Origin of the sequence: Acuticoccus kalidii (genome assembly GCF_021556395.1) — a bacterium.
GTDB lineage: Bacteria > Pseudomonadota > Alphaproteobacteria > Rhizobiales > Amorphaceae > Acuticoccus > Acuticoccus kalidii.
On sequence record NZ_JAKGCS010000010.1, the window covers coordinates 102,302 to 125,803 of the forward strand.

The 23,502-nt window shown below is 66.3% G+C and carries 22 protein-coding genes; 16 read left to right on the top strand and 6 right to left on the bottom strand.

Annotated elements, in window-relative coordinates; translation table 11 throughout:
- Positions 1–34: 34 nt before the first annotated feature.
- Positions 35–838: a dihydropteroate synthase gene (gene folP, locus L1787_RS06465; protein ID WP_235707858.1), complete on the bottom strand. Its 804-nt coding sequence runs from the start codon at positions 836–838 to the stop codon at positions 35–37.
- Positions 835–1,323 carry a 2-amino-4-hydroxy-6-hydroxymethyldihydropteridine diphosphokinase gene (gene folK / locus L1787_RS06470; RefSeq protein WP_235707861.1) on the bottom strand — a complete coding sequence of 163 codons (489 nt, stop codon included), beginning with the start codon at positions 1,321–1,323 and terminating at the stop codon, positions 835–837. The genes folP and folK overlap by 4 nt, the downstream gene beginning before the upstream one ends.
- Positions 1,324–1,630: 307 nt before the next feature.
- Here folK and yajC point away from each other — a divergent pair, with 307 nt between their 5' ends.
- Genes yajC through L1787_RS06495 form a run of 5 tightly spaced genes read left to right on the top strand, consistent with a single transcriptional unit; the run spans position 1,631 to position 5,789 of the window.
- Entirely contained in the window at positions 1,631–1,966 is a 336-nt protein-coding gene (yajC, locus tag L1787_RS06475; protein ID WP_235707862.1) for a preprotein translocase subunit YajC, read from the top strand.
- On the top strand, positions 1,966–3,585 hold the full coding sequence (secD, locus tag L1787_RS06480; RefSeq protein WP_235707863.1) for a protein translocase subunit SecD: 1,620 nt from the start codon (positions 1,966–1,968) through the stop codon (positions 3,583–3,585). The genes yajC and secD overlap by 1 nt, the downstream gene beginning before the upstream one ends.
- A 4-nt stretch (positions 3,586–3,589) precedes the next feature.
- Positions 3,590–4,549 (top strand): protein translocase subunit SecF, encoded by a 960-nt coding sequence (gene secF / locus L1787_RS06485; protein ID WP_235707864.1) that lies wholly within the window; start codon positions 3,590–3,592, stop codon positions 4,547–4,549.
- Complete coding sequence (locus L1787_RS06490; protein ID WP_235707865.1) at positions 4,549–4,938, top strand: Mth938-like domain-containing protein; 390 nt, start codon at positions 4,549–4,551, stop codon at positions 4,936–4,938. Before secF ends, L1787_RS06490 begins: the two co-directional genes overlap by 1 nt.
- Entirely contained in the window at positions 4,938–5,789 is an 852-nt protein-coding gene (locus tag L1787_RS06495; RefSeq protein WP_235707867.1) for a squalene/phytoene synthase family protein, read from the top strand. The genes L1787_RS06490 and L1787_RS06495 overlap by 1 nt, the downstream gene beginning before the upstream one ends.
- Before the next feature lie 12 nt (positions 5,790–5,801).
- Here L1787_RS06495 and L1787_RS06500 read toward each other — a convergent pair whose 3' ends face one another.
- The gene (locus tag L1787_RS06500) at positions 5,802–6,227 is read right to left on the bottom strand and encodes an acyl-CoA thioesterase (protein WP_235707868.1); all 426 of its coding nucleotides are present in this window, start codon (positions 6,225–6,227) and stop codon (positions 5,802–5,804) included.
- A gap of 133 nt (positions 6,228–6,360) precedes the next feature.
- Here L1787_RS06500 and L1787_RS06505 point away from each other — a divergent pair, with 133 nt between their 5' ends.
- The 7 genes from L1787_RS06505 (at position 6,361) to L1787_RS06535 (ending at position 13,918) form a co-directional block, all read left to right on the top strand.
- Positions 6,361–8,055, top strand: coding sequence for a thiamine pyrophosphate-binding protein (locus L1787_RS06505; RefSeq protein WP_235707870.1), 1,695 nt, complete (start codon positions 6,361–6,363; stop codon positions 8,053–8,055).
- A complete protein-coding gene (locus L1787_RS06510) occupies positions 8,055–9,182 on the top strand; it encodes an enolase C-terminal domain-like protein (protein WP_235707872.1) in 1,128 nt (375 codons plus the stop codon). Before L1787_RS06505 ends, L1787_RS06510 begins: the two co-directional genes overlap by 1 nt.
- The gene (locus L1787_RS06515) at positions 9,179–10,438 is read left to right on the top strand and encodes an NAD(P)/FAD-dependent oxidoreductase (RefSeq protein WP_235707873.1); all 1,260 of its coding nucleotides are present in this window, start codon (positions 9,179–9,181) and stop codon (positions 10,436–10,438) included. The genes L1787_RS06510 and L1787_RS06515 overlap by 4 nt, the downstream gene beginning before the upstream one ends.
- 17 nt (positions 10,439–10,455) lie before the next feature.
- Complete coding sequence (locus tag L1787_RS06520) at positions 10,456–11,427, top strand: TRAP transporter substrate-binding protein (RefSeq protein WP_235707874.1); 972 nt, start codon at positions 10,456–10,458, stop codon at positions 11,425–11,427.
- 77 nt (positions 11,428–11,504) lie between these two features.
- Entirely contained in the window at positions 11,505–12,032 is a 528-nt protein-coding gene (locus tag L1787_RS06525; protein WP_235707876.1) for a TRAP transporter small permease, read from the top strand.
- Between the two features lie 3 nt (positions 12,033–12,035).
- Positions 12,036–13,355, top strand: a complete 1,320-nt coding sequence (locus L1787_RS06530) for a TRAP transporter large permease (protein WP_235707880.1) — start codon at positions 12,036–12,038, stop codon at positions 13,353–13,355.
- A 119-nt stretch (positions 13,356–13,474) separates the two neighbouring features.
- Entirely contained in the window at positions 13,475–13,918 is a 444-nt protein-coding gene (locus L1787_RS06535; RefSeq protein WP_235707881.1) for a hypothetical protein, read from the top strand.
- Positions 13,919–14,009: 91 nt separating this feature from the next.
- Here the strand turns inward: L1787_RS06535 and L1787_RS06540 are convergent, their stop codons facing one another.
- From L1787_RS06540 to ppc, 3 genes are all read right to left on the bottom strand, one after another.
- A complete protein-coding gene (locus tag L1787_RS06540; protein WP_235707882.1) occupies positions 14,010–15,524 on the bottom strand; it encodes a catalase in 1,515 nt (504 codons plus the stop codon).
- A 155-nt stretch (positions 15,525–15,679) separates the two neighbouring features.
- Positions 15,680–16,162 (bottom strand): RidA family protein, encoded by a 483-nt coding sequence (locus L1787_RS06545; RefSeq protein WP_235707883.1) that lies wholly within the window; start codon positions 16,160–16,162, stop codon positions 15,680–15,682.
- A gap of 85 nt (positions 16,163–16,247) precedes the next feature.
- Entirely contained in the window at positions 16,248–18,992 is a 2,745-nt protein-coding gene (ppc, locus tag L1787_RS06550; RefSeq protein ID WP_235707884.1) for a phosphoenolpyruvate carboxylase, read from the bottom strand.
- 258 nt (positions 18,993–19,250) lie between these two features.
- Between ppc and L1787_RS06555 the strand changes: the two genes are divergently transcribed.
- From L1787_RS06555 to L1787_RS06570, 4 genes are read left to right on the top strand one after another with little or no spacing between them, the layout of a single operon-like run.
- Positions 19,251–20,072: an SDR family NAD(P)-dependent oxidoreductase gene (locus L1787_RS06555; RefSeq protein WP_235707885.1), complete on the top strand. Its 822-nt coding sequence runs from the start codon at positions 19,251–19,253 to the stop codon at positions 20,070–20,072.
- Positions 20,069–21,064, top strand: coding sequence for an NAD(P)H-dependent flavin oxidoreductase (locus L1787_RS06560; protein ID WP_369415062.1), 996 nt, complete (start codon positions 20,069–20,071; stop codon positions 21,062–21,064). Before L1787_RS06555 ends, L1787_RS06560 begins: the two co-directional genes overlap by 4 nt.
- Before the next feature lie 10 nt (positions 21,065–21,074).
- Positions 21,075–22,310 carry an acyl-CoA dehydrogenase family protein gene (locus L1787_RS06565; protein ID WP_235707886.1) on the top strand — a complete coding sequence of 412 codons (1,236 nt, stop codon included), beginning with the start codon at positions 21,075–21,077 and terminating at the stop codon, positions 22,308–22,310.
- 27 nt (positions 22,311–22,337) lie between these two features.
- Positions 22,338–23,366, top strand: coding sequence for a phosphotransferase family protein (locus tag L1787_RS06570; RefSeq protein ID WP_235707887.1), 1,029 nt, complete (start codon positions 22,338–22,340; stop codon positions 23,364–23,366).
- Positions 23,367–23,502: the final 136 nt, after the last annotated feature.

Here is a 23,502-nt window from a genome sequence, read left to right on the forward strand (position 1 = left end):
TCCGTCGTTCTCTCAGACTGTTGGTGTTGGGCGGTTAGCCCGCCATCGGTGGATCGAGTGCGGCGAGCGCCGTCGCAAGCGCCTTGTGCCGCGCGATATCATGGACGCGCAGATAATCGACCCGCGCACGCATCATGAAGGCGGAGGCGAGGAGGGTGACGTCGTCCCGTTCCGGGGCGGGCCGGTCGGTGACGAGCGCGAAGAAGGACTTGCGCGAGTGGCCGATCAGGACCTTGTGGCCCAACGCGAATGCGGCCGCATCGGCCATGATCGCGATCGCCTGGGCAGGCGAGGGGCCGAACCCGATGCCGGGATCGAGGATCACGCGGGCGGTGTCGATCCCGTCGCGCGCCATCGCTTCGAGGCGCGCCTCGAAGAAGCGGCGGAGGTGGGGACCAGGCTCGCCGGGCGGCAACTTGACGGCCGGGTCCACGGGAACGGTGAGGGCGTGCATCAACACCAGCGGGCCCGCCGACCCCGCGACGACGCGGCGCATCTCGGCGTCCACGAACCCCGTCTGATCGTTGATCCAATCGACGCCCGCCTCGAGGCCGCGCGCAGCGGTCCTTGGGTGGCGGGTGTCGAGGCTGACGGGAATGCCGGCCTCGTGGGCGAGGGCGACGATCGCGGGGAGCGGGGCGGCGAGGCGCGCCCATTCGGCGTCCGCCGTCAGAGGCTCGGCGCGGGGGCGCGTCGATTCGGCGCCCACATCGATGACGTCCGCCCCGTCGGCGATGAGACCGGCGGCGTGCGCGATGGCGATGTCCGTCTCGAGCCGGCTCGTCGGTTCGGAGAACGAATCGGGCGTGATGTTGAGGATACCGACGAGCTTGGTCATGGCCGCTCGAGCGCGTTCTTCATCTCCGCCACGGTGAGTTTCATGACCGGATGACGCCAATCGGGGTCGATTTCGGCCCAGGGGCGCAGCACGAAAAGGCGGCTTGCGATGCCGGGATGCGGGATCACGAGATCGCCGTCCTCGATCACGGTGTCGCCGTGGCTCAGAATGTCGATATCGATGAGGCGCGGCGCCCAGCGCTCCGCCGGCCGGCGGCCGAGCGAGGCCTCGATCGCCTTGGCGCGGGACAGGAGCGCCCGCGGGGCGAGCGTCGTCCGAAGCGCGACGACTTCGTTGAGGAACGGAATGTCCCAGTCCGCCGGCGCGCCATCCGGGAGCATCGCCGCGGTCTCGTGGCGGCTCGAACGAGCCGTGACGGTGATTTGCGGCACATCGTCGAGGGCCGCGACGGCCGCGTCGAGAAGGGCGGCCCGGTCGCCGAGATTGCTGCCCAGCGCGATATGGGCGCGGACGGGCGAGGTCATTGAAGTCACGGTGTTCCTGGCTTCACATAGAGCGGACGAACGCCGCAGCATCAGCTTGTCGCAGGGCGATCGAGGAGACGGCGGCGAGGATGGGATCGTTCACCCTTTCTTGCCGGGACTGGCCACGCATTGCAATCGGGCCCCGATGCCCCCGTCCTGCCACAGGGGCGTGTCAACAAGGACCGTTGCGCGCACCATCGGCGCGTTGCAATCGGACCGAATTGACGTTACCTCCGCACGACTGGCGGCGGAACGGACGTGGACAACCCGCGTCTTGTCGGCCGCGTCCGGTTCATAAGGTTGCCCCATGCTCGTCACCGAAGCCTTCGCACAGGCTCCTGGCGCAGGTGGCGGCGGCGCAGATTTCATTATCTCGCTCGCCCCCTTCCTGCTGATCTTCGTGATCATGTACTTCCTCATCATCCGCCCGCAGCGGCAGCGGATGAAGTCGCATCAGGCGATGGTCGCGGCGTTGAAACGCAACGACACGGTCGTCACGGCCGGCGGTCTGGTGGGAAAGATCACCAAAGTCGTCGACGATTCGGAAGTTGAGGTCCGCTTTGGCGAGAATGAGCCGGTGCGCGTCGTCCGCGCGACGATCACCGAGGTTCGAACCAAGCCTGAACCCGCCGCCAACGACTAATGCTGCACTTCGCCCGCTGGCAGTCGACCGCGATCGTCCTCGTCATCATCGTCGGGATCTTTGCGGTCATACCGAATCTTGTGCCGACGAGTTGGGTCTCCGGCCTACCCTCGTGGTTGCCGAAGGAGCGTATCGTCCTCGGCCTCGATCTGCAGGGCGGGGCCTATCTCCTCTATGAGGTGGATCGGCAGGACTATATCGACAAGCGCTTGCGGTCGCTGACGAGCGATGTCCGCCAGTCGCTGCGGACCGAGCCGCGCATCGGCTATACCGGTCTCGGCGTCATCGATGGCGGCGTCCAGGTCCGTGTCCGCGACGCGACCCAGTTCGACCAGGCGCGACAACGCCTTTCGGAGCTGACCAACCCGCTCGCCGGCGGTCTGTTCGGCTCGTCCGGCGTCGAGGAATTCGCCCTCAGCGAGGGCTCCAACAACACCCTCCGCCTCACCTTCACCGAAGAGGGGCTCGCCCAGCGCATCCGCTCGATCGTCGATCAGTCGATCGAAGTCGTGCGCCGGCGTATCGACGAGCTCGGCACGACCGAGCCGAACATTCAGCGCCAGGGTGAAGACCGTATTCTCGTCGAGGCGCCGGGCGGCAATCCCGAGCAATTGAAGGCCCTCGTCGGCACCACGGCGCAGCTCACGTTCCATATCGTCGACACGTCGATCTCCGGCGAAGAGGCGATGCGCACGCGGCCGCCCGCCGGCACCATGGTGCTCACGACCTCGGAAGACGATCCGGTCGAACCCTTGCGGCCCTATGTGGTCGAGGAGCAGCCGCTCCTCACGGGTGAGGATCTCGTCGACGCGCAGCCGTCCTTCCAGCAGCAGACCAACGAGCCCGTCGTGACGTTCCGCCTGACCACGGGCGGTGCACGCAAATTCGGTCAGGTCACGTCGCAAAATGTCGGTCGGCCGTTCGCGATCGTGCTCGATGACGAGGTGATTTCCGCGCCGGTCATCCGCGAGCCGATCACGGGGGGATCGGGCCAGATTTCCGGCTCGTTCACGGTCCAGTCGGCGAACGATCTCGCGATTCTCCTGCGTGCCGGCGCGCTTCCGGCCGCGTTGACGCTGGTCGAAGAGCGGACCGTCGGCCCCGGCCTCGGCGCCGATTCGATCGCCGCGGGCGAAATCGCGGCGATCGTTGCCGCCGTGCTCGTCGCGGGTTCGATGATCGCGGTCTACGGCCTCTTCGGCGTGTTCGCGAACATCGCGCTCGTCCTCAACGTCGTTCTCATTCTGGGACTGTTGTCGCTTCTCGGGGCGACGCTGACCTTGCCGGGCATCGCCGGCATCGTGCTCACGATGGGCATGGCGGTCGACGCGAACGTTCTGATCTATGAGCGAATAAAAGACGAGGCGAGGGCCGGGCGAACGCCGATCCTTGCGATCGACGCCGGCTTCAGCCGGGCACTCGGCACCATCCTTGACGCCAACATCACGACGTTGATCGCGGCCGTCATCCTGTTCCAGCTCGGCTCGGGCCCGATTCGCGGCTTCGCCGTGACGTTGGCGATCGGCATTCTGACCACGGTCTTCACCGCATTCGTGTTCACGCGGTGGATGGTCGCGATCTGGGTGCGCAAGCGCCGTCCGACGACGATACCGGTGTAAGTCGATGAAACTGCTTTCGTTGCCCGAACAGACCCGCATCCCCTTCATGCGGTATCGCAAGCCGGTGATGATCGGGTCGCTGATCCTGTCGATCCTGTCGATCGTCCTCTTCGGGACGATCGGCATGAATTACGGCATCGACTTCCGCGGCGGCACGATGGTCGAGCTGCGCTTCGAGGAGCCGGTCGACATCGCCGAGATGCGCTCCGAGATCGGCAGCCTCAATCTCGGCGACGTCCAGATCGTCGAGTTCGGCGATCCGACGGACGTGATGATCCGCATCGAGGAACAGCCCGGCGGGGAAGAGGCGCAGCAGCGCGGCGTCATCATGCTGCGCGAGATCTACGGCGAAACCGCCGATTTCCGCCGTGTCGAAGTCGTCGGCCCGCGCGTCTCGGGCGAGCTGGCCCAGGCCGGCGCCATCGCCGTCGTCGGCGCGCTGCTCGCGATCATGGCCTATATCTGGTTGCGCTTCGAGTGGCATTTCGCAGTCGGCGCGGTCGTGACGACGGCGCACGACGTGATTTTGACGATCGGTTTGTTCTCTATCACACAGATAGAGTTCAATCTGACATCGATCGCCGCCGTGCTCACCATCGTCGGCTACTCACTCAACGATACGGTCGTCGTCTACGACCGCGTTCGCGAGAATTTACGACGATATAAACGCCTGCCGATGCCGGATCTGATCGACCTGTCGATCAATCAGATGCTGTCGCGCACGTTGATGACCTCGATCACGACGTTGCTCGCCCTCATCGCCCTCTTCGTCTTCGGCGGCGAGGTGATCCGCTCCTTTACGTTCGCGATGATCTGGGGCGTCCTCGTCGGCACGTTCTCGTCGATCTTCATCGCGGCACCGCTCCTCATCACCCTCAACATGCGCCGCGGCGCGGTTGCCGGAAATGACGAGGAGGGCGGGGACGAGGCGAGCGAGGACGCGTCAGAGCCCGCCAAAGCCTGATGGCGGGCGGGCTCGTCATCCGCGACGCGCACTTTCCGGGTCGGGCGCCGATCGATGCCTATGGCAATGGCGGCTTCCGGTTCGCCGAGATGAGCCATGTGGGCTCCATCCTGTGCGTGCCCTCCGGCATCTATGGTTGGGCCCCGACCCAGCCTGACGAGATCGACGGTGAAGCCCTGAAGCGCGTCATCGAGGAGAAGGACGAGATCGACGTCCTCCTCCTCGGCGTCGGTACCATCCCGCTGCCGGCGAACAACGCCACCGTCCGCGCGCTGCGCGCCGCCGGCATCCGCTTCGACACGATGACGACGGGCGCCGCTGTCCGCACCTTCAACGTGATGGTTTCGGAGGAGCGGCGGGTCGCCGCGGGCCTTCTCGCCGTAGAGTGATGGATTTCGAGGACGACGTTCGCACCCGCGATCGCACCGCCTACCTCTCGGTTCTCTTCGCGCCGGCGAGCGTGCGGCGCGCGCTCCTCGCCCTTGCGGCCTACCGGTTGGAGCTTGGCCGCATCGTCGAGACGATCCGGGACCCGCTTGCCGCTGAAATTCGCCTCCAATGGTGGCGCGACGCGATCCGCGATCAGGGGTTCGGCGAGGGGGCGGGTATCCCGCTGGTGCTCGCGCTGCGCGACGGGATGGCGCGCTATCACTGGCCCGCCACCACGCTCGCCGACATGAGCGAGGCCCACATCCACGACCTTTATGCCGACCCGTTTCCAGACTTCGACGCGTTCGACGGCTATGCCGGCGAGACGCGGGGCGCGGCGATCCAGCTCGGCGTGATGGCGCTCGCGATCGACGCGCTCGGCGAGGAGAGGGGCCTTGCGGCGGCCCGAACCGCCGGGACGGCGGCCGGATATGCGGGTGTCGCGCTTACCGCGGTGGCGGCCGCAAGCCGTCTCGTGCCGCGCCTCATGATGGGCCACACGCTCGCCCCGGAAACGGCGTGGCGCGCCGCGGGCATCGACGTCGCCGCGATGATCAGAGCCGGCGCAGTGGCGGAAGGGACCGACGGGGTCGTACGTGCGATGATCGCCCACGGCCATACGGCGGACGAGGCGATGCGCGAGGCGCTCGCCACCGTCGCGCCGGAGACCCGCGCGGCCTTCCTGCCGGCGATGACGGCGAAAGGGGCGCTCGACGCGATCGCGCGCCGTCCGCTCGCGCCGCGCGAGCCGGCGGCTTGGCGCACCCAGCTCACCCTCTGGCGCGCCGCACGCCGCCTCAACCGGCTTTAACGCCGCCGGCGCTCAGGCGTCCGACAAATAAGGCTCCAGCATCGTGCGAATGGCGGGTGGGATCGGGGCCTTTTCGATCGTCCCATCCGCGAGGCGGACGACGAAGACGCGCGCCTCAAATCCCTTGGCGATCGGCGTCTCGTCGCGGCTGAAGCGATAATCGAGCCGCAGGCTCGTCGTGCCGATATGGGCGATCGCGAGATCGATGCGCAATTCGTCGCCATAGCTCGCCGGCACCGCGAAGGTGCAGCCGGTGTCGATCAAGGGTGTCGCAAGAAGGCCGAAATCGGTCTGCAAGCTGCGCTGATCGAAGCCGAGGCTGACCGTCAGATGATGATAGTGCCCGTCCATCCACCGATAAAAATTCGGATAATAGACAATGCCGGCGGCGTCGCATTCGCCCCATTCGATGATGCGTGTTCGGCGGAAGATCGTCATGCCTCGTCCAGTCATTGTCCGCCTCGCGACCTCGCTTCACGATGGGCTTGTGGTTGAGTGCTGCTTGACACGCAGCTTCAGCTCGCGGCTCGATACCCCATTCGACGATTCATCCCAAGACCAGACGGAACCCATGACGGCACGAACCAACGAAATGACCGGCGCCGAGGCGATGGTGCGTCTCCTCCAGGCCTATGGCGTCAAGCACATGTTCGGCCTTTGCGGGGACACGACGCTGCCCTTTTACGACGCGCTCGCCCGTCTCGATCACGGCATCCACCACATCCTCACCCGTGACGAGCGGCACGCGGCCTATATGGCCGACGCCTATGCCCGTGTGACCGGCCGTCCCGGCATCTGCGAGGGGCCGTCCGGTGGCGGTGCGACCTACATCCTGCCGGGGGTCGTGGAGGCGAACGAAAGCTCGATCCCGATCATGGCCATCACGACCGACGTGTCGACGACGGCGCGCGGCAAATACCCGCTGACGGAGCTCGACCAGGTGGCGATGTTCCGGCCGCTGACGAAATGGAACACCTCGCTCGACGACGCCTCGCGCCTGCCGGCGATGGTGCGCGCCGCCTTCCGTGCGATGACGACCGGAACGCCGGGCGCCGTCCATCTGGCGCTCCCCTTCGATACCCAGAAGGGCGCCGTCGACGAGGCTGAGATCTGGGCCGATGCGCGCCACCAGACCTTTCCCGCCGAGCGGGCCGGCCCCGATCCCGACGCGATCGAAGCCGCGGCCGACATCCTCTCGAAGGCGCGCTCTGCGGTCATCGTCTGTGGCGGCGGCCCGGTGATCTCCGGCGCGTTCGCCGAGCTCGCCGCCGTTGCGCGGGCGCTCGAATGCCCCGTCGCGACGACCGTCTCCGGCCAGGGCGCGATCGCCGAGACCGACCCGCTCGCCCTCGGCGTCGTCGGCTCCAATGGCGGCGTTCCGACGACGCGCAGCGTGGTCGACGAGGCGGACGTGATCGTCTTCATCGGCTGCCGCGCCGGATCCGTCACGACGGAGCGCTGGCGTTCGCCGCCGCATGGTCGAACGATTATCCACATCGACAGCGATCCGATGGTGATCGGCGCGAATTATGAGACGGAGGTCGCGATCGCGGCCGACGCCAAGCTCGCCCTCGGCGCGCTCGCAAAGGCGCTCGGCACGCGCACGCTCGCGAGCCAGAACGGCACCGCGCGCGCCGCGGCGGCCTGGAAGGGCAAGCTCGCCGATTTCGCCCCGCTCGCCGCGAGCACCGAACGGCCGATCCGCCCCGAGGCGGTGATCCAGGCGCTGATGGACGTCCTCGACAAGGATGCGGTGATCGTCGCCGATCCCGGCACGCCGTGCCCCTATTTCTCGGCACATTATCGCTGGGAAAATGCCGGCCGACGCTTCATCACCAACCGGGCCCACGGCGCGCTCGGCTATTCGCTCGCCGCCGCGATGGGGGCCCATATCGGCCGGCCGGACGTCAAGACCGTCGCGGTGATGGGTGACGGGTCGTTCAACTTCTGCTGCGGCGAGTTCGAGACGATCACCCGCAACAAGATGCCGATCATGTCGGTCGTCTTCTCCAACTCGGTCTTCGGCTGGATCAAAGCGGGGCAGGATTCGGGCTTCGGCAAGCGCTATTATAACGTCGATTTCGACCGGACCGACCATGCCGCCGTCGCCGCCGCCTTCGGCGTGAAGAGCTGGCGGGTGGAGGATCCGGCGGATCTTGCGAAGGTGCTCGCCGAGGCCGCCGCCCATGACGGGCCGACCCTCGTCGACGTCATCTCCCAGCCGCTCCACGAAGCCGCGGCGCCGGTTTCCGAATGGATCGCCTGATGACGGGCGAGACCATCGTCGCGCTCGATCTGTGGCATCTGAAGCTGCCGGTCGCCTCGCGGCGCGATCATGGGATCGGCAGCGTCGCGGGGGCGGTCGAGGTCGTCATCGTGCGGCTCACCTCCGAAAGCGGGGCGGTCGGCTATGGCGAGGCCTCGCCCTGGTCGGTGTTCACCGGCACGCCGGAGGCGGCCTATGCCGCGCTCGACCGGTATATCCGGCCGCATGTGGTTGGCGCCCGGGTCGGCGACATTGCCGCGATTATGGGCAATGCAAACAAGGCGGTCGCCTTCTGCACCGATGCGAAGGCGGCGCTCGAGACCGCGCTCCTCGATCTCGCGGGCCGAATCGCGGGCGTTCCGGTCTCGGCCCTTCTCGGCGGACGCTGCCGGGAGACGATCCCGCTGTCGTGCTCGCTCGCCGATCCCGATTTTGGCGCGGACCTTGCTCTCATCGAACGTTTGAAGGCCGACGGGGTCGGGATCGTTAAGCTGAAGGCGGGCGTGCAGGATCACCAGTTCGATATGATGCGGCTCGATCGGCTCGCCGCCGACCATGACGATCTCGACGTCCGGGTCGACTACAATCAGGGCCTCAGCCCCGACGAGGCGGCCGGCCGCGTCTACGATGTCGCGATGATGGACGTCACCTTCATCGAGCAGCCGGTGCGGTTCGATCAGTTCACGCTGATGGCGCGCCTTCGCGAGACGATCGACGTGCCGTTGATCGCCGATGAAAGCGTGTTCGGGCCGGAGGACATGATGCGCGCCGTTGCGGAAGGGATCTGCGACGGGGTTTCGATCAAGATCATGAAATCGGGCGGGCCGCGCCGGGCGCAGGCCGTCGCCGCGATCGCCGCCGCGTCGGGTCTCAGCGCCTATGGCGGCGATATGTTCGAGACGGGGCTCGCCCATCTCGCGGGCGCCCACACCATCGCCGCCTCGCCGGCGATCACCCTCGGGTGCGAGTTCTATCAGGCGAAATATTATCTCGTGGACGACATCCTGACCGAACCCTTACCCTATGAAGGCGGCGCGATCCGGGTGCCTGACGGCCCCGGTCTCGGCATCCTGCCGGACGAGGGCAAACTCGCTCACTATGCGGTCGCGACGACGGTGGCGGCATGAGCAAGGTCATCGTCATCGGTGCCGGGATCGTCGGCGTCTCCACGGCGGCGTGGCTGCTCAAGGACGGGCACGAGGTCGTCCTCGTCGACAAGCAGGCGCCGGGCGAGGGGACGAGCTTCGGCAATGCCGGCGTCCTCGCGTCGGCCTCCGTCGTGCCGGTCACGGTGCCGGGGCTCGCCAAGAAGGCGCCGCGGCTGTTGTTCGATCCGAAGGAGCCGCTTTTCCTCAAGTGGTCCTATCTGCCCAAAATCGCGCCGTGGCTCGTCAAGTTCCTGCGCAACGCCAATCCGGCGGACACGAAACGGATCGCCGCCGCGCTCGCCGAGATCACGCGCGACAGTCTCGCCGAGCATCAGTCGGTCGCCGAGGGCACGCCCGCGGCGCGCTTCATCGAGCCGGCGGACTATGTGTTCGCCTATCGCGACCGCGCGATGTTCGAGGGCGACGCGTTCGGGTGGGAGATTCGCAAGTCCCACGGTTATGATTGGGAGATCCTGGAGGGGGATGAGGTCCAGGCTTACGACCCGCTTCTGTCGCCCTCGATCCGCCACCTCGTCCGCGTGCCGGGACACGGCTACATCAAGGATCCGGGCGCTTATGTGAAGGCGCTCGCCGATCATGTCGTGGCGTCCGGTGGGACGCTTTTGCGGGGCGATGTCGAGGACATTGTGCACGTCGGCGGCAAGGTGACGGGCGTGCGCGTCGATGGGGAGACGGTCGCCTGCGATGTCGCGATCCTCGCGACGGGGGCGTGGTCGGCGCCGATCGCGCGCCGGCTCGGTCTCACCGTCCCGCTCGAGAGCGAGCGCGGCTATCATCTCGAATTCTACGGCGTCAACGCGATGCCCCGTTCGCCGACGTCCGTGGTGGCGGGCAAGTTCGTGGCGACGCCGATGGAGGGCCGCTTGCGCCTTGCGGGCATCGTCGAATTCGGCGGCCTCGATGCGCCGCCCTCCCGCGCCCCGTTCGAGCTTCTCGAGGAGAAGATCCGCGCCGCGATGCCGGGCCTCACATGGACCGAGCGGCGCGAGTGGATGGGCCATCGCCCGAGCCTCACCGACTCGCTCCCGATGATCGGCGAAGTGCCGGGCATCGCGGGCGCCTTTCTCGGCTTCGGTCATCAGCATGTCGGCCTCACGTGCGGCCCGCGCACCGGCCGGCTTCTCGCGCAGCTTGTGTCCGGTCGCAAACCCAACGTTGACATGTCCTCGTTTGCGCCATCACGCTTCACGCCTGGCGCGCAAGCATCCGGTTAAACAAAAGGAGAATTGGGATGAGCAAATCCGCATTGGTCGTTGCGACCGCTATCGCAACCGTCTGGTCCGCATCCGCCTATGCCGAGAAGTGGGACATGCCGCTGGCGTATGCCGCGAGCAACTTCCACTCCGAAACCGCGGCGGCGTTCGCCGAGTGCGTGACGACCGGCACGGGCGGCGACATCGAGATCGTCACCCATGCGTCGGGCTCGCTCTTCCCCGGCGATCAGATCAAGCGCGCCGTCCAGACGGGGCAGGCGCCGATCGGCGAGCGGCTGTTGTCCGCCCACCAGAACGAGGATGCGCTGTTCGGCTTCGATTCGATCCCCTTCCTCGCCACCTCGTTCGACGATCATGACCGGCTGTGGGAAGCGGCCAAGCCCGCTTATGAGGAGCTTCTGGAAAGCCAGGGCCTCACGCTCCTTTATTCGGTGCCGTGGCCGCCCCAGGGCATCTATTTCAACAAGCCGGTGGAATCGGTCGCCGACATGGAAGGGGTGAAGTTCCGCTCCTACAACAACGCCACCGCGCGCCTCGCCGAACTCACCGGCATGCTCCCGGTGCAGATCGAGGCGGCGGAAATCTCGCAGGCGTTCGCGACCGGTGTCGCCGATTCGATGATCTCCTCGGGCGCGACCGGCTATGACCGGAAGGTGTGGGAAAGCCTGACCAACTTCTACACCGTCGACGCGTGGATCCCGCGCAACTACGTGTTCGTGAACTCCGACGTGTGGTCCGGCGTCTCCGACGAGAACAAGAACGTCATCGAGGGCTGCGCGAAGCTCGCCGAGTATGCCGGCTACTGGCGTGCGGTGCAGTACACCGACTTCACCCTCGGTGAGCTCGCCAAGAACGGCATGAGCGTCGAAGCGCCGTCCGAGCAGCTCGCGTCCGACCTGCGCGAGATCGGCGACACCATGACCGAAGAATGGCTGTCCGACGCGGGTGAGACCGGTCAGAAGATCGTCGACACCTTCCGAGGGAACTGATCGGCCGAGCGCCGCTCCCTTCATCAGTGTGACGCTGGGCGGTGTTCCGCCCAGCGCCCTCCAGCCGCCGGACGGTCATGGTCAAAACAGTTCGATCCATCCTCGACGGAATCTATTTCGGCGCCGCGATCCTCGCCGCGCTGTGCCTCATCGCGATCCTCGTTCTCATCGTCCTCCAGATGCTCGCCCGGTGGACCGGTGAAGTGTTTCCGGGGGCGCCCGATTATGCGGGCTATGCGATGGCGGCGGCGTCGTTCCTCGCCTTCGCGCACGCCCTCAATCGGGGCTCGCACATCCGGGTTTCGCTGCTCCTCAATTCGGTGCCGCCGAAGGCCCGCCGGATCGTCGAGATCTGGTGCTTCGCGATCGGCACCGCGCTCGTCTGGTACTTCGTCTATTTCGGCGTGCGCTTCATCTACTGGTCCTGGAAATTCAACGATGTGAGCCAGGGGCCGGACGCGACGCCTCTGTGGATCCCACAGAGCGTGATGCTCCTCGGCGCCTTCGTCTTCGCGCTCGCGTTGACGGACAATTTGATCGCTCTCTTCACCGACGGCCGACACCGCGTGAAGAACAACATCGTCGAACAGAGCCACGGGGAGTAGGGCGTGGAAGACATTTCGATTATCGCCCTCTTCCTCTTCATCCTGTTCCTCTTGTTGGGAACGGGTGTGTGGATCGGGCTCGCGCTGCTCGGCGTCGCCTTCGTCGGGATGGAGCTGTTCACGACGCGACCCGTCGGCGACGCGATGCTGACGACGGTCTGGTCCGCGTCCTCCTCGTGGACGCTGACGGCGCTGCCGCTCTTCATCTGGATGGGCGAGATCCTTTACCGGACCCGATTATCGGAGGACATGTTCCGCGGACTCAGCCCCTGGATGCGGTCGCTTCCGGGCGGGCTGATCCACACCAACATCGTCGGCTGCACGATCTTTGCCGCCGTCTCGGGATCCTCGGCCGCCACGCTCACCACGGTCGGCAAGATGTCGATCCCGGAGCTGCGGGCGCGCAAATATCCCGAACGTCTCGTGATCGGCACGCTCGCCGGCGCGGCGACGCTCGGCCTCATGATCCCGCCATCGCTGACGCTGATCGTCTATGGCGTCACGATCAATGAATCGATCACGCGCCTCTTCATGGCGGGCGTCCTGCCGGGCCTCGTCCTCGCGGCGATGTTCATGGCCTATGTCGGGATCTACGCGAAGCTGTCCCGCTCCTATGATCCGGACGAAGAGCCGCCGATGTCGTTCATGGAGCGGGTCAAGAACTCGCGCTTCCTGATCCCGGTGATGATCCTCATCGCGGTCGTCATCGGCTCGATGTATCTCGGCTATGCGACGGCGACCGAGGCGGCGGCGTTCGGCGTCATCGGCGCGCTGGTGCTCGCCGCGACACAGCGATCGCTCACCTGGTCCACCTTCAGCGCGTCCCTGATGGGCGCGACGCGGACTTCGGCGATGATCGCGCTGATCCTCGCGGGCGCGGCGTTCCTGTCGCTCGCGATGGGCTTTACCGGGCTGCCGCGCGGGCTCGCGAACCTCATCGCCTCGTGGGATCTGTCCCGGTTCGAGCTCCTGATGGTGCTCCTCGTCTTCTATATCGTCCTCGGCTGCTTCCTCGACGGCATCTCGTCCGTGGTGCTGACGATGGCGGTCGTCGAGCCGATGATCCGGCAGGCGGGGATCGACATCGTCTGGTTCGGCATCTTCATTGTCGTCGTCGTCGAGATGGCGCAGATCACGCCGCCGATCGGCTTCAATCTGTTCGTCCTCCAAGGGATGACGAACCACGAGATGCCATTCATCGCGCGCGCCGCGTTCCCGATGTTCCTCATCATGGTGCTGATGGTGTTCGTGCTGATCGCCTTCCCGGAGCTTGCGACCTGGCTGCCGGAGAACATGCGCGCGGCGCCGCGGCCGCCGACCTGACGGGGGCCGCGAGCCCCTCCGGCGCCCGCGGGCTGCGTCGAGCTGGCGCGCCGCGTGCGGTGAACGTTTTGACGGGCTCTCCGTTGGTGTCTCAAAGGACGAACCAACGGGGAGCTTTCATGACCTTGATGAAAACGCTGATTGTGACCACCGCGACTTTGGCCATGGCCGGTGGCGCGTGGGCGCAGTCGACCGTCACGACGACGACCGAGCAGTCGGGCCAAGTTCAATCCGGTGAGGGCGCGACCGTCGACGCGGCGACCCTTGTCGAGCTCGACGATGATTTCGTGGTGCCGGGCTTCAATCTGCCGGTCGACGTTCTGGACGACTATGACGTCGTCGATCGGAACGGCGAATATGTCGGCGATGTCGAGGAGGTCGTCGGCCCGGATCGGCAGACGGCGACGAGCATCGTGGTCGAGTTCGACGGACCGGGCTGGCTCTTCGACGACGATGTCGAGCGGGTGGTCGACATCACGCTGTTCACGATCGATGGCGAGAGGCTGGTGCTCGACATGACGGAGGACGCGGTCCGCTCGTTGCCGGTCTATAAGGACGACTGATCCGATCCGATCCGGCGATTGTACGATCCCAAAAAGAAGCCCCTCCGGCATCGCCGGAGGGGCTTTTTCGTTTCGTGTGGACGCTGCGGCCTTACTCGGCGGCGATCTGCGGCGTTGCCTCGGAGATCGGGGCGGCGTTCGGCTTATAGGTGCCGTCCGCCTTGAACTTGTCCCAGGCCTTGCGCACCCCGGCCTCATAGTCCGGATGGACCTTCTTGAACTCGGCGAGCTGGCGCTCGCAGATTACCTCCGGCACGTCGATCCAGGTGCCGGCGATGTTGGCGAAGAGACGCTCTTTCTCGTCGGGCTCGAGGACCTTCTCGAAGAGGACGCGGACCTGGGCATAATCATCGTACTTGCGATGATCATAGCGCGCCGCGTCGCCCGAGATCTTCAGCGGCGGCTCGGTCGCCGTGCGGTCCTCGAACGCGCCGCCGAACGAATTCGGCTCATAATAAGCGTTCTTGCTGCCCGAGATGAGACCGCCATAGACGTTCATCTCGCCGTCTTTATGGTAGTGGTGGATCGGGCACTTCGGCCGGTTCACCGGGATCTGCTCATAATGCGTACCGAGGCGATAGCGGTGCGCGTCGGCATAGGAGAAGATCCGCGCCTGCAACATCTTGTCGGGCGACCAGGAGATGCCGGGCACGATGTTGGAGGGCGAGAACGCCGCGTTCTCGATCTCCGCGAAATAGTTCTCCGGATTCTGATTGAGCTCGAAATAGCCGACATCGATCGGCGGGAAGTCTGCGTGCGGCCACACCTTGGTGAGGTCGAACGGGTTGAAGGGCTGCTTCTCCGCGTCGAGCTCGGGCATCACCTGGATCTGCATCTTCCAGCGCGGGAATTTGCCGTCCTCGATCGCGTTATAGAGCGCTTCTTGATAGCCCTCGCGCGTCTTGCCGACGATCTCTTCGGCCTCCGCGTTCGTGTAGTGCTTGTGGCCCTGCTCGGTCTTGAAGTGGAACTTCACCCAGAAGCGTTCGCCCGCATCGTTCCAGAGCGAGAAGGTGTGCGAGCCGTAGCCGTTCATGTGCATCGGCGAGACCGGCAGGCCGCGATCGGACATCAGGATGGTCACCTGATGGAGCGATTCGGGGGACAGGGACCAGAAGTCCCACATTGCGGTCGGCGAGCGCATGTTGGTCTTCGGGTGGCGCTTTTGCGTGTGGATGAAGTCCGGGAATTTGTAGGGATCGCGGACGAAGAAGACCGGCGTGTTGTTGCCGACGAGATCCCAGTTGCCGTCTTCGGTGTAGAATTTCAGCGCGAAGCCGCGAACGTCGCGCTCATGGTCGGCCGCGCCGAGTTCGCCGGCGACGGTGGAGAAGCGGGCGAGCATCGGCGACTCGGCGCCGGGCTGCAGGCACTTCGCCTTAGTGTATTTCGAAATGTCGCCGGTGATCTTCAAAACACCGTGCGCGCCCCAGCCTTTGGCGTGCACCGTGCGCTCGGGAATGCGCTCGCGGTTCTGATGGGCCAGCTTCTCGATGAGCTGGTAATCCTGCATCAGGAGCGGCCCACGCTCACCCGCGGAAATGGAATCTTGGTTGTTGGGGACCGGCGCGCCAGCCGTCGTTGTGAGTTTTGGGCGATCAGCCATCGGGCTCTCCCTCGGGTTTTATCTCCTCCAAGAATAAAGAGCAGGGGATGCCTTCTGTCCAATCGCAAATTGCGGACTGAATTATAGACAATGCCTATGATGGCGCGGGAGCCCCGATAGGCGCCGGCCAGAGTGAGCCGGCCGGCGCGTCGATTTTACTCGGTGGCCGGAACGGCGGCGACCACATCGACCTCGAACATCATGCCCGGGCGGGCGAGGGAGTTGATGTGGAGGAACGTATGCGGCGGGAGGGGGATCCCCTCAAACGTCTCGGTCCGGCAATCGCGCATTTCCTGGCGGTAACGGATGTCGGTCACATAGCTCGTCGCCTTGACGATATCGGCGAGCGTGGCGCCGTTCTTCTCGAGCGCGCTCTTCACCTTCGACCAGGCGAACCGGCACTGTTCGAGGAAATCGTCGGTGTGGCGGACGGAGCCGTCATCGGGATCCTCCGAGCCGATGCCGGCGAGATAGATCATCTTGGCCGGTCCGGTGATGACCACGGCCTCGGAGAACGCGTTCTTCGCGAACTCGCTGTAGTTGAAGTTCTCTTTGGTGAACTCCTGGGCGTGGGCGGCGATGGGCGCAAACGTTAAAACCGCCGCTACGACGGCGGCACCGCGTGACAAGCTGAGCATTCCGGTCTCCATAGGGGAAGCGGACCGCTCGCCATGAACGGTCCGAATTCGCCTCTATGCAGACGATATGCCACGCGTGCCGGTGCTAGCCGGAGTTTCGCAGCCCCGCGGCAATCCCGTTAATGGTCAGCTTCAGGCCGTGATTGACCCGGTCGTCGGTGTCGCCCTCACGGTGGCGGCGCAGCAACTCGACCTGGAGGTGGTTGAGGGGGTCGAGATAGGGGAAGCGGTTCTTGATCGAGCGGGAGAGGAGCGGGTTCGATTCCAACAGCTCCGACTGGCCGGTGATCTCGAACAGCATCTCGATCGTCAGCTTCAGCTCCTCCCGCACCTTCGGAAAGACGCGCTCGCGCAGCGCCGCGTCGGTCACGAGTTCGGCATAGCGGGAGGCGATCGCGAGGTCCGTCTTCGACAGCACCATGTCGAGGCTCGACAGGAGCGTTTCGAAATAGGGCCACTCGCGGGCCATCGCCTGAAGCCGCGCAAGACCCTCCTCGCCATGGGTGTCGAGATAGCCGCGAACGGCGCTGCCGAAGCCGTACCAGCCCGGCAGCATCAACCGGCATTGCGACCAGCCGAACACCCACGGGATCGCCCGCAGATCCTCGATCGCGCGGGAGTTCTTCCGCGAAGCGGGGCGCGAGCCGATATTGAGCTCGGCGATCTCGCCGATCACGGTCGATGACCAGAAATAGTGCGCGAACCCCTCGGTTTCGTAGACGAGGCCGCGATAGGTGCGGAAGGCGCGCTCCGACAGATCGTCCATCACGGCCATGAAGGCCGCATCGTCGCCGCCCGTGTGCTGGGGCAGGAGGGTGGCCTCGAGCGTCGCGGCGGCGATCGCTTCGAGATTGCGCCGGCCGAGTTCGGGGGTCGAATATTTGCCGGTGATCACCTCGCCCTGCTCGGTGATGCGGATCCGGCCGGCGACCGCGCCCGGCGGCTGGGCGATGATCGCCTCGTAGCTCGGCCCGCCGCCACGGCCGACCGAGCCGCCCCGGCCGTGGAAGAGCCGCAGCTTCACCCCATGCCGTTCGAACAGCCCGACGAGCGCGTGCTCGGCCTTGAAGACCTCCCAGCGGGACGTCAGGAAGCCGCCGTCTTTGTTGGAGTCCGAATAGCCGAGCATCACCTCCTGCATCCGCCCGCGGCTGTCGAGGAGCGGCCGATAGGCCGGCAGCGAGAAGAGCCGCTCCATGATGGCGGGGCCGGCCCGAAGGTCGGCGATCGTCTCGAAGAGGGGGATGATGTTGAGGGCGAGGGTCTGATCCGTCGGCCGCATCAGGCCGACCTCCTTGAGGAGGAGCGCGACCTCGAGGACGTCCGACGCGGCGCTCGCCTGGGAGATGATCGCATTCTCGATCACCGCCTCGCCATACTGCTCGCGCGCGGCGGCGGCGTGGCGCAGGATCTCGAGTTCCTTCTCGGTCTCCGCCTCATAGTCGAGATAGGGGCTGACGAGGAGCCGCGCGGTGGCGAGCTCGCGCGTCAAAATCGCGATCCGCTCCTCCTCGTCGCGCTCGGCATAGTCTTCGACGACGCCGGCCTTGGCGAGCAGCTCGGCGACGACGCGCTCGTGAACATCGGAGTTTTGGCGCAGGTCGAGCGTCGCGAGGTGGAAGCCGAACACGTCGGCAGCACTGCGAAGCTGGCGCAGGCGTCCGCTCGCGAGATGGGCCGAGCCGTTCGCGACGAGAGAGCGATGGAGCGCCGCGAGATCGTTACGGAAAGCGGTCGCGCTTGGATAGGGCTTCGCCGCCGAGACCGGGCCCGCGCCGTTGACGTGGCCGAGCGCCCGGCGCGTCGCGGCGAGGCGGTTTGAGACGCCGATCAAGGCGCGGCGATAAGGCTCGCCGATGCGGTGGGGGCTCGTATCGTCAGCGTCGTCGGCGAGGGCGGCGACTTCGTTGCTGATCGAGACGAGGCGTTCGTCGAGGGAGAGTTCACCGGCGAGCGCGAAGAGCTCGGCGTCATAGTGGGCGAAGATCTTGTCGCTGTTGAGCTGCGTCGCCTCGTCGAGCACGTCTGCGGTGACGAACGGGTGACCGTCGCGATCGCCGCCGATCCAGCTTCCCATGCGGAAGAAGGTCGGCAGCGGCTCGGCCGCGCCGTTGCCGTTGGTCTCCAAGGCGTCTTCCATCATGTGATAGAGGCGCGGCACCTCCGCGAGGAAGGTGTAATCGTAATAGGCGAGGGCGTTCAGCACCTCGTCGCCGACGCCGAGCCGGTTGCGGCGCAGGATCGACGTCTGCCACAGCGTCAGGATCGCGCGCTCGAGCTGCTCCTCGCCGTCATTCTCTTCGGCCGGCGTCAGTCCGCCACGGTCGCGCTCGGCGAGAAGCCGCGCGATGTCCCGCTCGCGGTCGAGGGTGGACTTGCGCCGCACCTCGGTCGGATGCGCGGTGAGGACGGGGCTCACCAGCGCGTCGGCGAGTGCTTCGCGGATCGCCGACGCATCGAGCCCGGCCGCCTTCAGCCGCTTCAGCGCGAGCGCGAGGCTGCCGTCACGCGGCTCGGACTTTGCGATCTCGTGGGCGCGGTTGCGGCGAATATGGTGCTGATCCTCGGCCAGATTGGCGAGGTGGGAGAAATAACTGAAGGCGCGGATCGTCTGGATCGTGCCATGGCGGGACAGGCCGGAGAGGATCTTTTCGAGCTCGTCGCGCGCCGTCGGATCTTCATCGCGATGGAAGCGGATCGCGGTCTGACGCACCTGTTCGATGCAGGCGAAGATCTCGCCCCCTTCCTGATCGCGCACCACCTCGCCGAGAAGGCGTCCGAGGAGGCGGATATCCTCGCGCAGCGGTGCGTCCTTGTCGTCTGCGGCCATGATGAAGATCCTTGAATGATACCGCGTCGCAATACGCCCTTCGCGCCGTGGCCAGGCGGTTGTCCATCGCGAGGCACTCGACCCGACGATGCAAATCCCTCGCCAAGCAGACGGGCATGAAGCGTTGCAGGGAGGCATCGGACGATTGCACGCGCCGCGCAAGTCCGCGCGATGGGTGGCGATCGCAAGGGCCGAGTTGTACCCATGGCCGTCCCGATCGATGCGGATCGGGTGAGGGCACGACGTGAGGGGGACGAGATGACACCTTGGGCCTTGTTCGATCTGACCGGCAAGAGGGCGCTCGTCACGGGCGGCGCGACCGGGATCGGCCGGATGGCCGCCGAGGCACTCGTCTCGGCCGGTGCCGACGTGATGATCGCGAGCCGCAAAGCGGAGGCGTGCGTCGCCGCGGCGGACGAGATCAACGCGCTCGGCGGACCGGGCCGGGCGGAGGGCTTTGCCGGCGATGTCGCGAATGAGGCGGGCGTCGAGGCGCTCGCCGGCGAGGTAAGGGCGCGCACCGACCGGCTCGATATCTTGATGAACAACGCCGGACGGAGCTGGGGCGCGCCGCTCGAACGCTTTCCCTATGACGCGTGGGACAAGGTGATGTCGCTCAACGTGGCCGGCCTCTTCGCGCTGACCCAGGCGCTCCTTCCCCTTCTCGACGCGGCGGCGAGCGATGCCGACCCGGCCCGCGTCGTCAATGTCGGCTCGGTGATGGGCGATGTGCCGATGGGCGACGGGGCCTATTCCTATTCGGCCTCCAAGGCGGCGGTGCACCATCTGACGGCGATCCTCGCCAAGGAACTCGCGGCGCGGCGCATCACCGTCAACGCGCTCGCCCCCGGACCCTTCGTCAGCCGGATGACCGCCTTTGCGACCGCCGACGAGGCGACCCGCGCCAAGGTCGGCGCGCAGGTCCCCCTCGGCCGCGTCGGTGCGCCGGAGGATATCGCGGCGGCGATGCTGTATCTGTGCGGCAAAGGTGGCGCCTATGTGACGGGGGCGATCCTGCCCCTTTCGGGCGGGATCAATGTCGAGACGGGCCCCGCGATCTTCAAAGAGGCCGACGCGTGACCCGTCCTTCCCTGCCGCCCGCACTCGCCGGGCTTCGCTTCCCCCTCATCGCTTCGCCGATGTTCATCGTCTCCGTCCCGCGCCTCGTCATCGCGCAGTGCAAGGCCGGCATCGTCGGCTCGTTTCCCGCCCTCAACGCGCGCGAGGAGGCGGGCGAGCCGGTCATGCTGGAGCGCTGGCTCACCGAGATCGAAGAGGCGCTCGACCGCCACAATCAAGACAATCCCGACCGGCCGGCCGCGCCCTTTGCGGTGAACCAGATCGTCCACCGCTCGAACCAGCGGCTCGAACGGGACATCGACATCTGCGTGCGCCACAAGGTGCCGATCTGGATCACCTCGCTCGGCGCGAGGCCGGAGGTAAACGAGGCGGCCCACGCTGCCGGCGGCATCGCGCTACACGACGTGATCAACGACACCTACGCCCACAAGGCGATCGCGAAGGGCGCGGACGGGCTGATTGCGGTGTGCGCGGGGGCGGGCGGACATGGCGGCCCGCAATCGCCGTTCGCGCTCGTCTCGGAGATCCGGGCGTGGTTCGACGGGCCGCTCGTCGTCTCCGGCGCGGTGTCGACCGGCGGCGCGCTCGCCGCGGCGCGGGCGCTCGGCGCCGATCTCGGCTATGTCGGCTCGCCCTTCATCGCGACGGAGGAGGCGAACGCCGATCCAGCCTATAAGCAGATGATCGTCGAAGGCGGCGCGGAGGACATCATGACCTCCAAGGTCTTCAGCGGCATTTCGGGCAACTATCTCATCCCGTCGATCCGCCGGGCGGGGTTCGATCCCGACGCGCTCGAAGGCACGGCCTCGCGCCTCGATTATGAGGGCTCGGACAAGGCGGCCTGGCGCGATGTGTGGGGCGCGGGGCAGGGGATCGGCGCGGTGTCGGAGATCGTGCCGGCGGCGGCGGTCGTCGACCGCATCGCGCGAGAGTATCGCGCGGCGCTCGCGAACATGGCAGTCTTGGCAAAAGAGCAAGAAAGCGCCTTTTGAGGAGACGGTCATGGATCTTGGAATGAGCGCGCGCGTCGCGCCTTTGGTGGACGCCGTGCGGACCATGGTCCGCGACGAGATCGCCCCGCTCGACGCCGAGTTTCATGCCGAGGTCGGCCGTCACCCCTCCGGCGACCGCTTCCGCCGCACGCCGCGGCAGATCGAGATCATGGAAAGCCTCAAGGCGGAGGCGAAGCGCCGCGGCCTTTGGAATTTCTGGCTCACCGATTCGGAGCGCGGCTATGGCCTGACGACGGTGGAATACGCCTATCTCGCCGAGGAGATGGGCAAGGTCTGGATCGCCGCCGAGGTTTTCAACTGCAACGCGCCCGACACCGGCAACATGGAGGTGATCGAGCGCTATGGCACCGACGCGCACAAAGCGCGCTGGCTCGCCCCGCTGCTCGACGGCGAGATTCGCTCCGCCTATCTGATGACCGAGCCGGACGTCGCCTCGTCGGACGCCACCAACCTCGTCTTCTCCGCCGTGCGCGACGGGGACGATTGGATCCTCAACGGCGAGAAATGGTGGTCCTCCGGTGCGGGGGACGAGCGCTGCGGCCTCTATATCGTGATGGCTGAGACCAACCCGGAGGCGCACAAGCACGCCCGCCACTCGATGTTCTTCGTCCCCTCCGCCGCGCCGGGCATCGAGGTGCTGCGGGCGATGAACGTCTTCAACACCGATGACGCGCCGCATGGGCACATGCACATCCGCTTCACGAATGTCCGCGTCCCGGCGGCCGACCTCGTGCTCGGCGAGGGGCGGGGGTTCGAGGTGGCACAGGGCCGGCTGGGGCCCGGCCGCATCCACCACTGTATGCGCGCGATCGGACAGGCCGAGAGGGCGCTCGACATCCTGTGCGAGCGCGCCTTGAACCGGACCGCCTTCGGCAAGCCGCTCGCCGAGCTCGGCGGCAATTATGACATCATCGCCGACGCCCGGATCGAGATCGAAATGGCGCGCCTACTGTGCCTCAAGGCCGCCTATATGATGGATACGGTCGGCGTGCGTGAGGCGCAGGTCCATATCAGCAAGATCAAGGTCGTCGCCCCGCTCGTCGCCCTCAAGGTGGTCGACGAGGCGATCCAGATGCACGGCGCCGCCGGCATCAGCCAGGACACCCCGCTTGCGCAGATGTGGACCCACCTCAGGACGCTGCGCCTCGTCGACGGGCCCGACGCCGTCCACCGGCGCCAGATCGCCCGCGCCGAGCTGCGCCGCCATGGCGGGCAGCGATCGTGAGGCGGTCCGCGGGGTAGGGCGCCGGTCATGCCCGAGATGCCGGCCGATCTCGACCTCGGCGCGATGGACGCCTGGCTTCGCCGGAACGTCGCCGGGTATCGCGGGCCGCTTTCGGCGCAAAAGTTCGCCGGCGGCCAGTCCAACCCGACCTTCCGGCTCGATACGCCGGAGCGCTCCTATGTCCTGCGGCGCAAGCCGCCGGGGATCCTCCTGAAGTCCGCCCACGCCGTCGACCGCGAATTTCGCGTCCAGCGCGCGCTTCACGAGACCGCCGTACCCGTGCCCGAGATGCTCGCCTTTTGCGAGGACGAGGGCGTGATCGGGTCGGTCTTCTACGTCATGGAGCATATCGCCGGCCGCAGCTTCGACGATCCGCGCCTGCCGGACTGCACGCCCGCGGAGCGCGCCCGGATCTACGACGATATGAACCGCACCTTGGCGGCGATCCACACCGTCGATATCGACCGCGTCGGCCTTTCCGATTTCGGCCGTGCCGGCAATTATTTCCGCCGGCAGATCGATCGCTGGACCGCGCAATATCGCGCCAGCGAGACCGAGACGATCCCCGAAATGGAAACCCTGATCGTCTGGCTCGACGCCCATGTGCCGCCGGACGATGGCCGCCGCACACTGGTTCACGGGGATTTTCGGATCGACAATCTTCTTTTCGACATGCGTGAGCCACGATGCGTCGCCGTGCTCGATTGGGAGCTGTCGACGATCGGGTACCCCTTTGCCGATCTGGCGGCCATGATCATGCAATGGCACATGCCCGTCGGCGTCGAGGAGCGTGGGCTCGCGGGCGCCGACCGCGCGGCGCTCGGCCTGCCGTCGGACGGCGACTTCCTCAGTTGCTATTGTGAACGCACAGGTTTGCCGGAAATTGCAAATTTCCCATTCTATCTTGCGTTCTGTTTCTTTAGGATGGCGGCCATTCTGCAGGGTGTGCGAAAGCGCGGGCTCGATGGAAATGCATCGAATCCAGCGCGCGCGGCAACGATGGGTGCGCTGGCACCCGTTTTTGCCCAGCACGGCGTTGCGGAAATCGGTGGCTAGTGGTTCTTCGACCTGGTCGGGGACATCGCACCCACGTTGAAACGTGACCGCATTCCCTGTCGATGCGTCGTCGGGGCCCGCCACGCTTGCGCCCATTTCGTGGTGAAGCGCGGCAAAGCGCCGTGTTGGGGCGCGT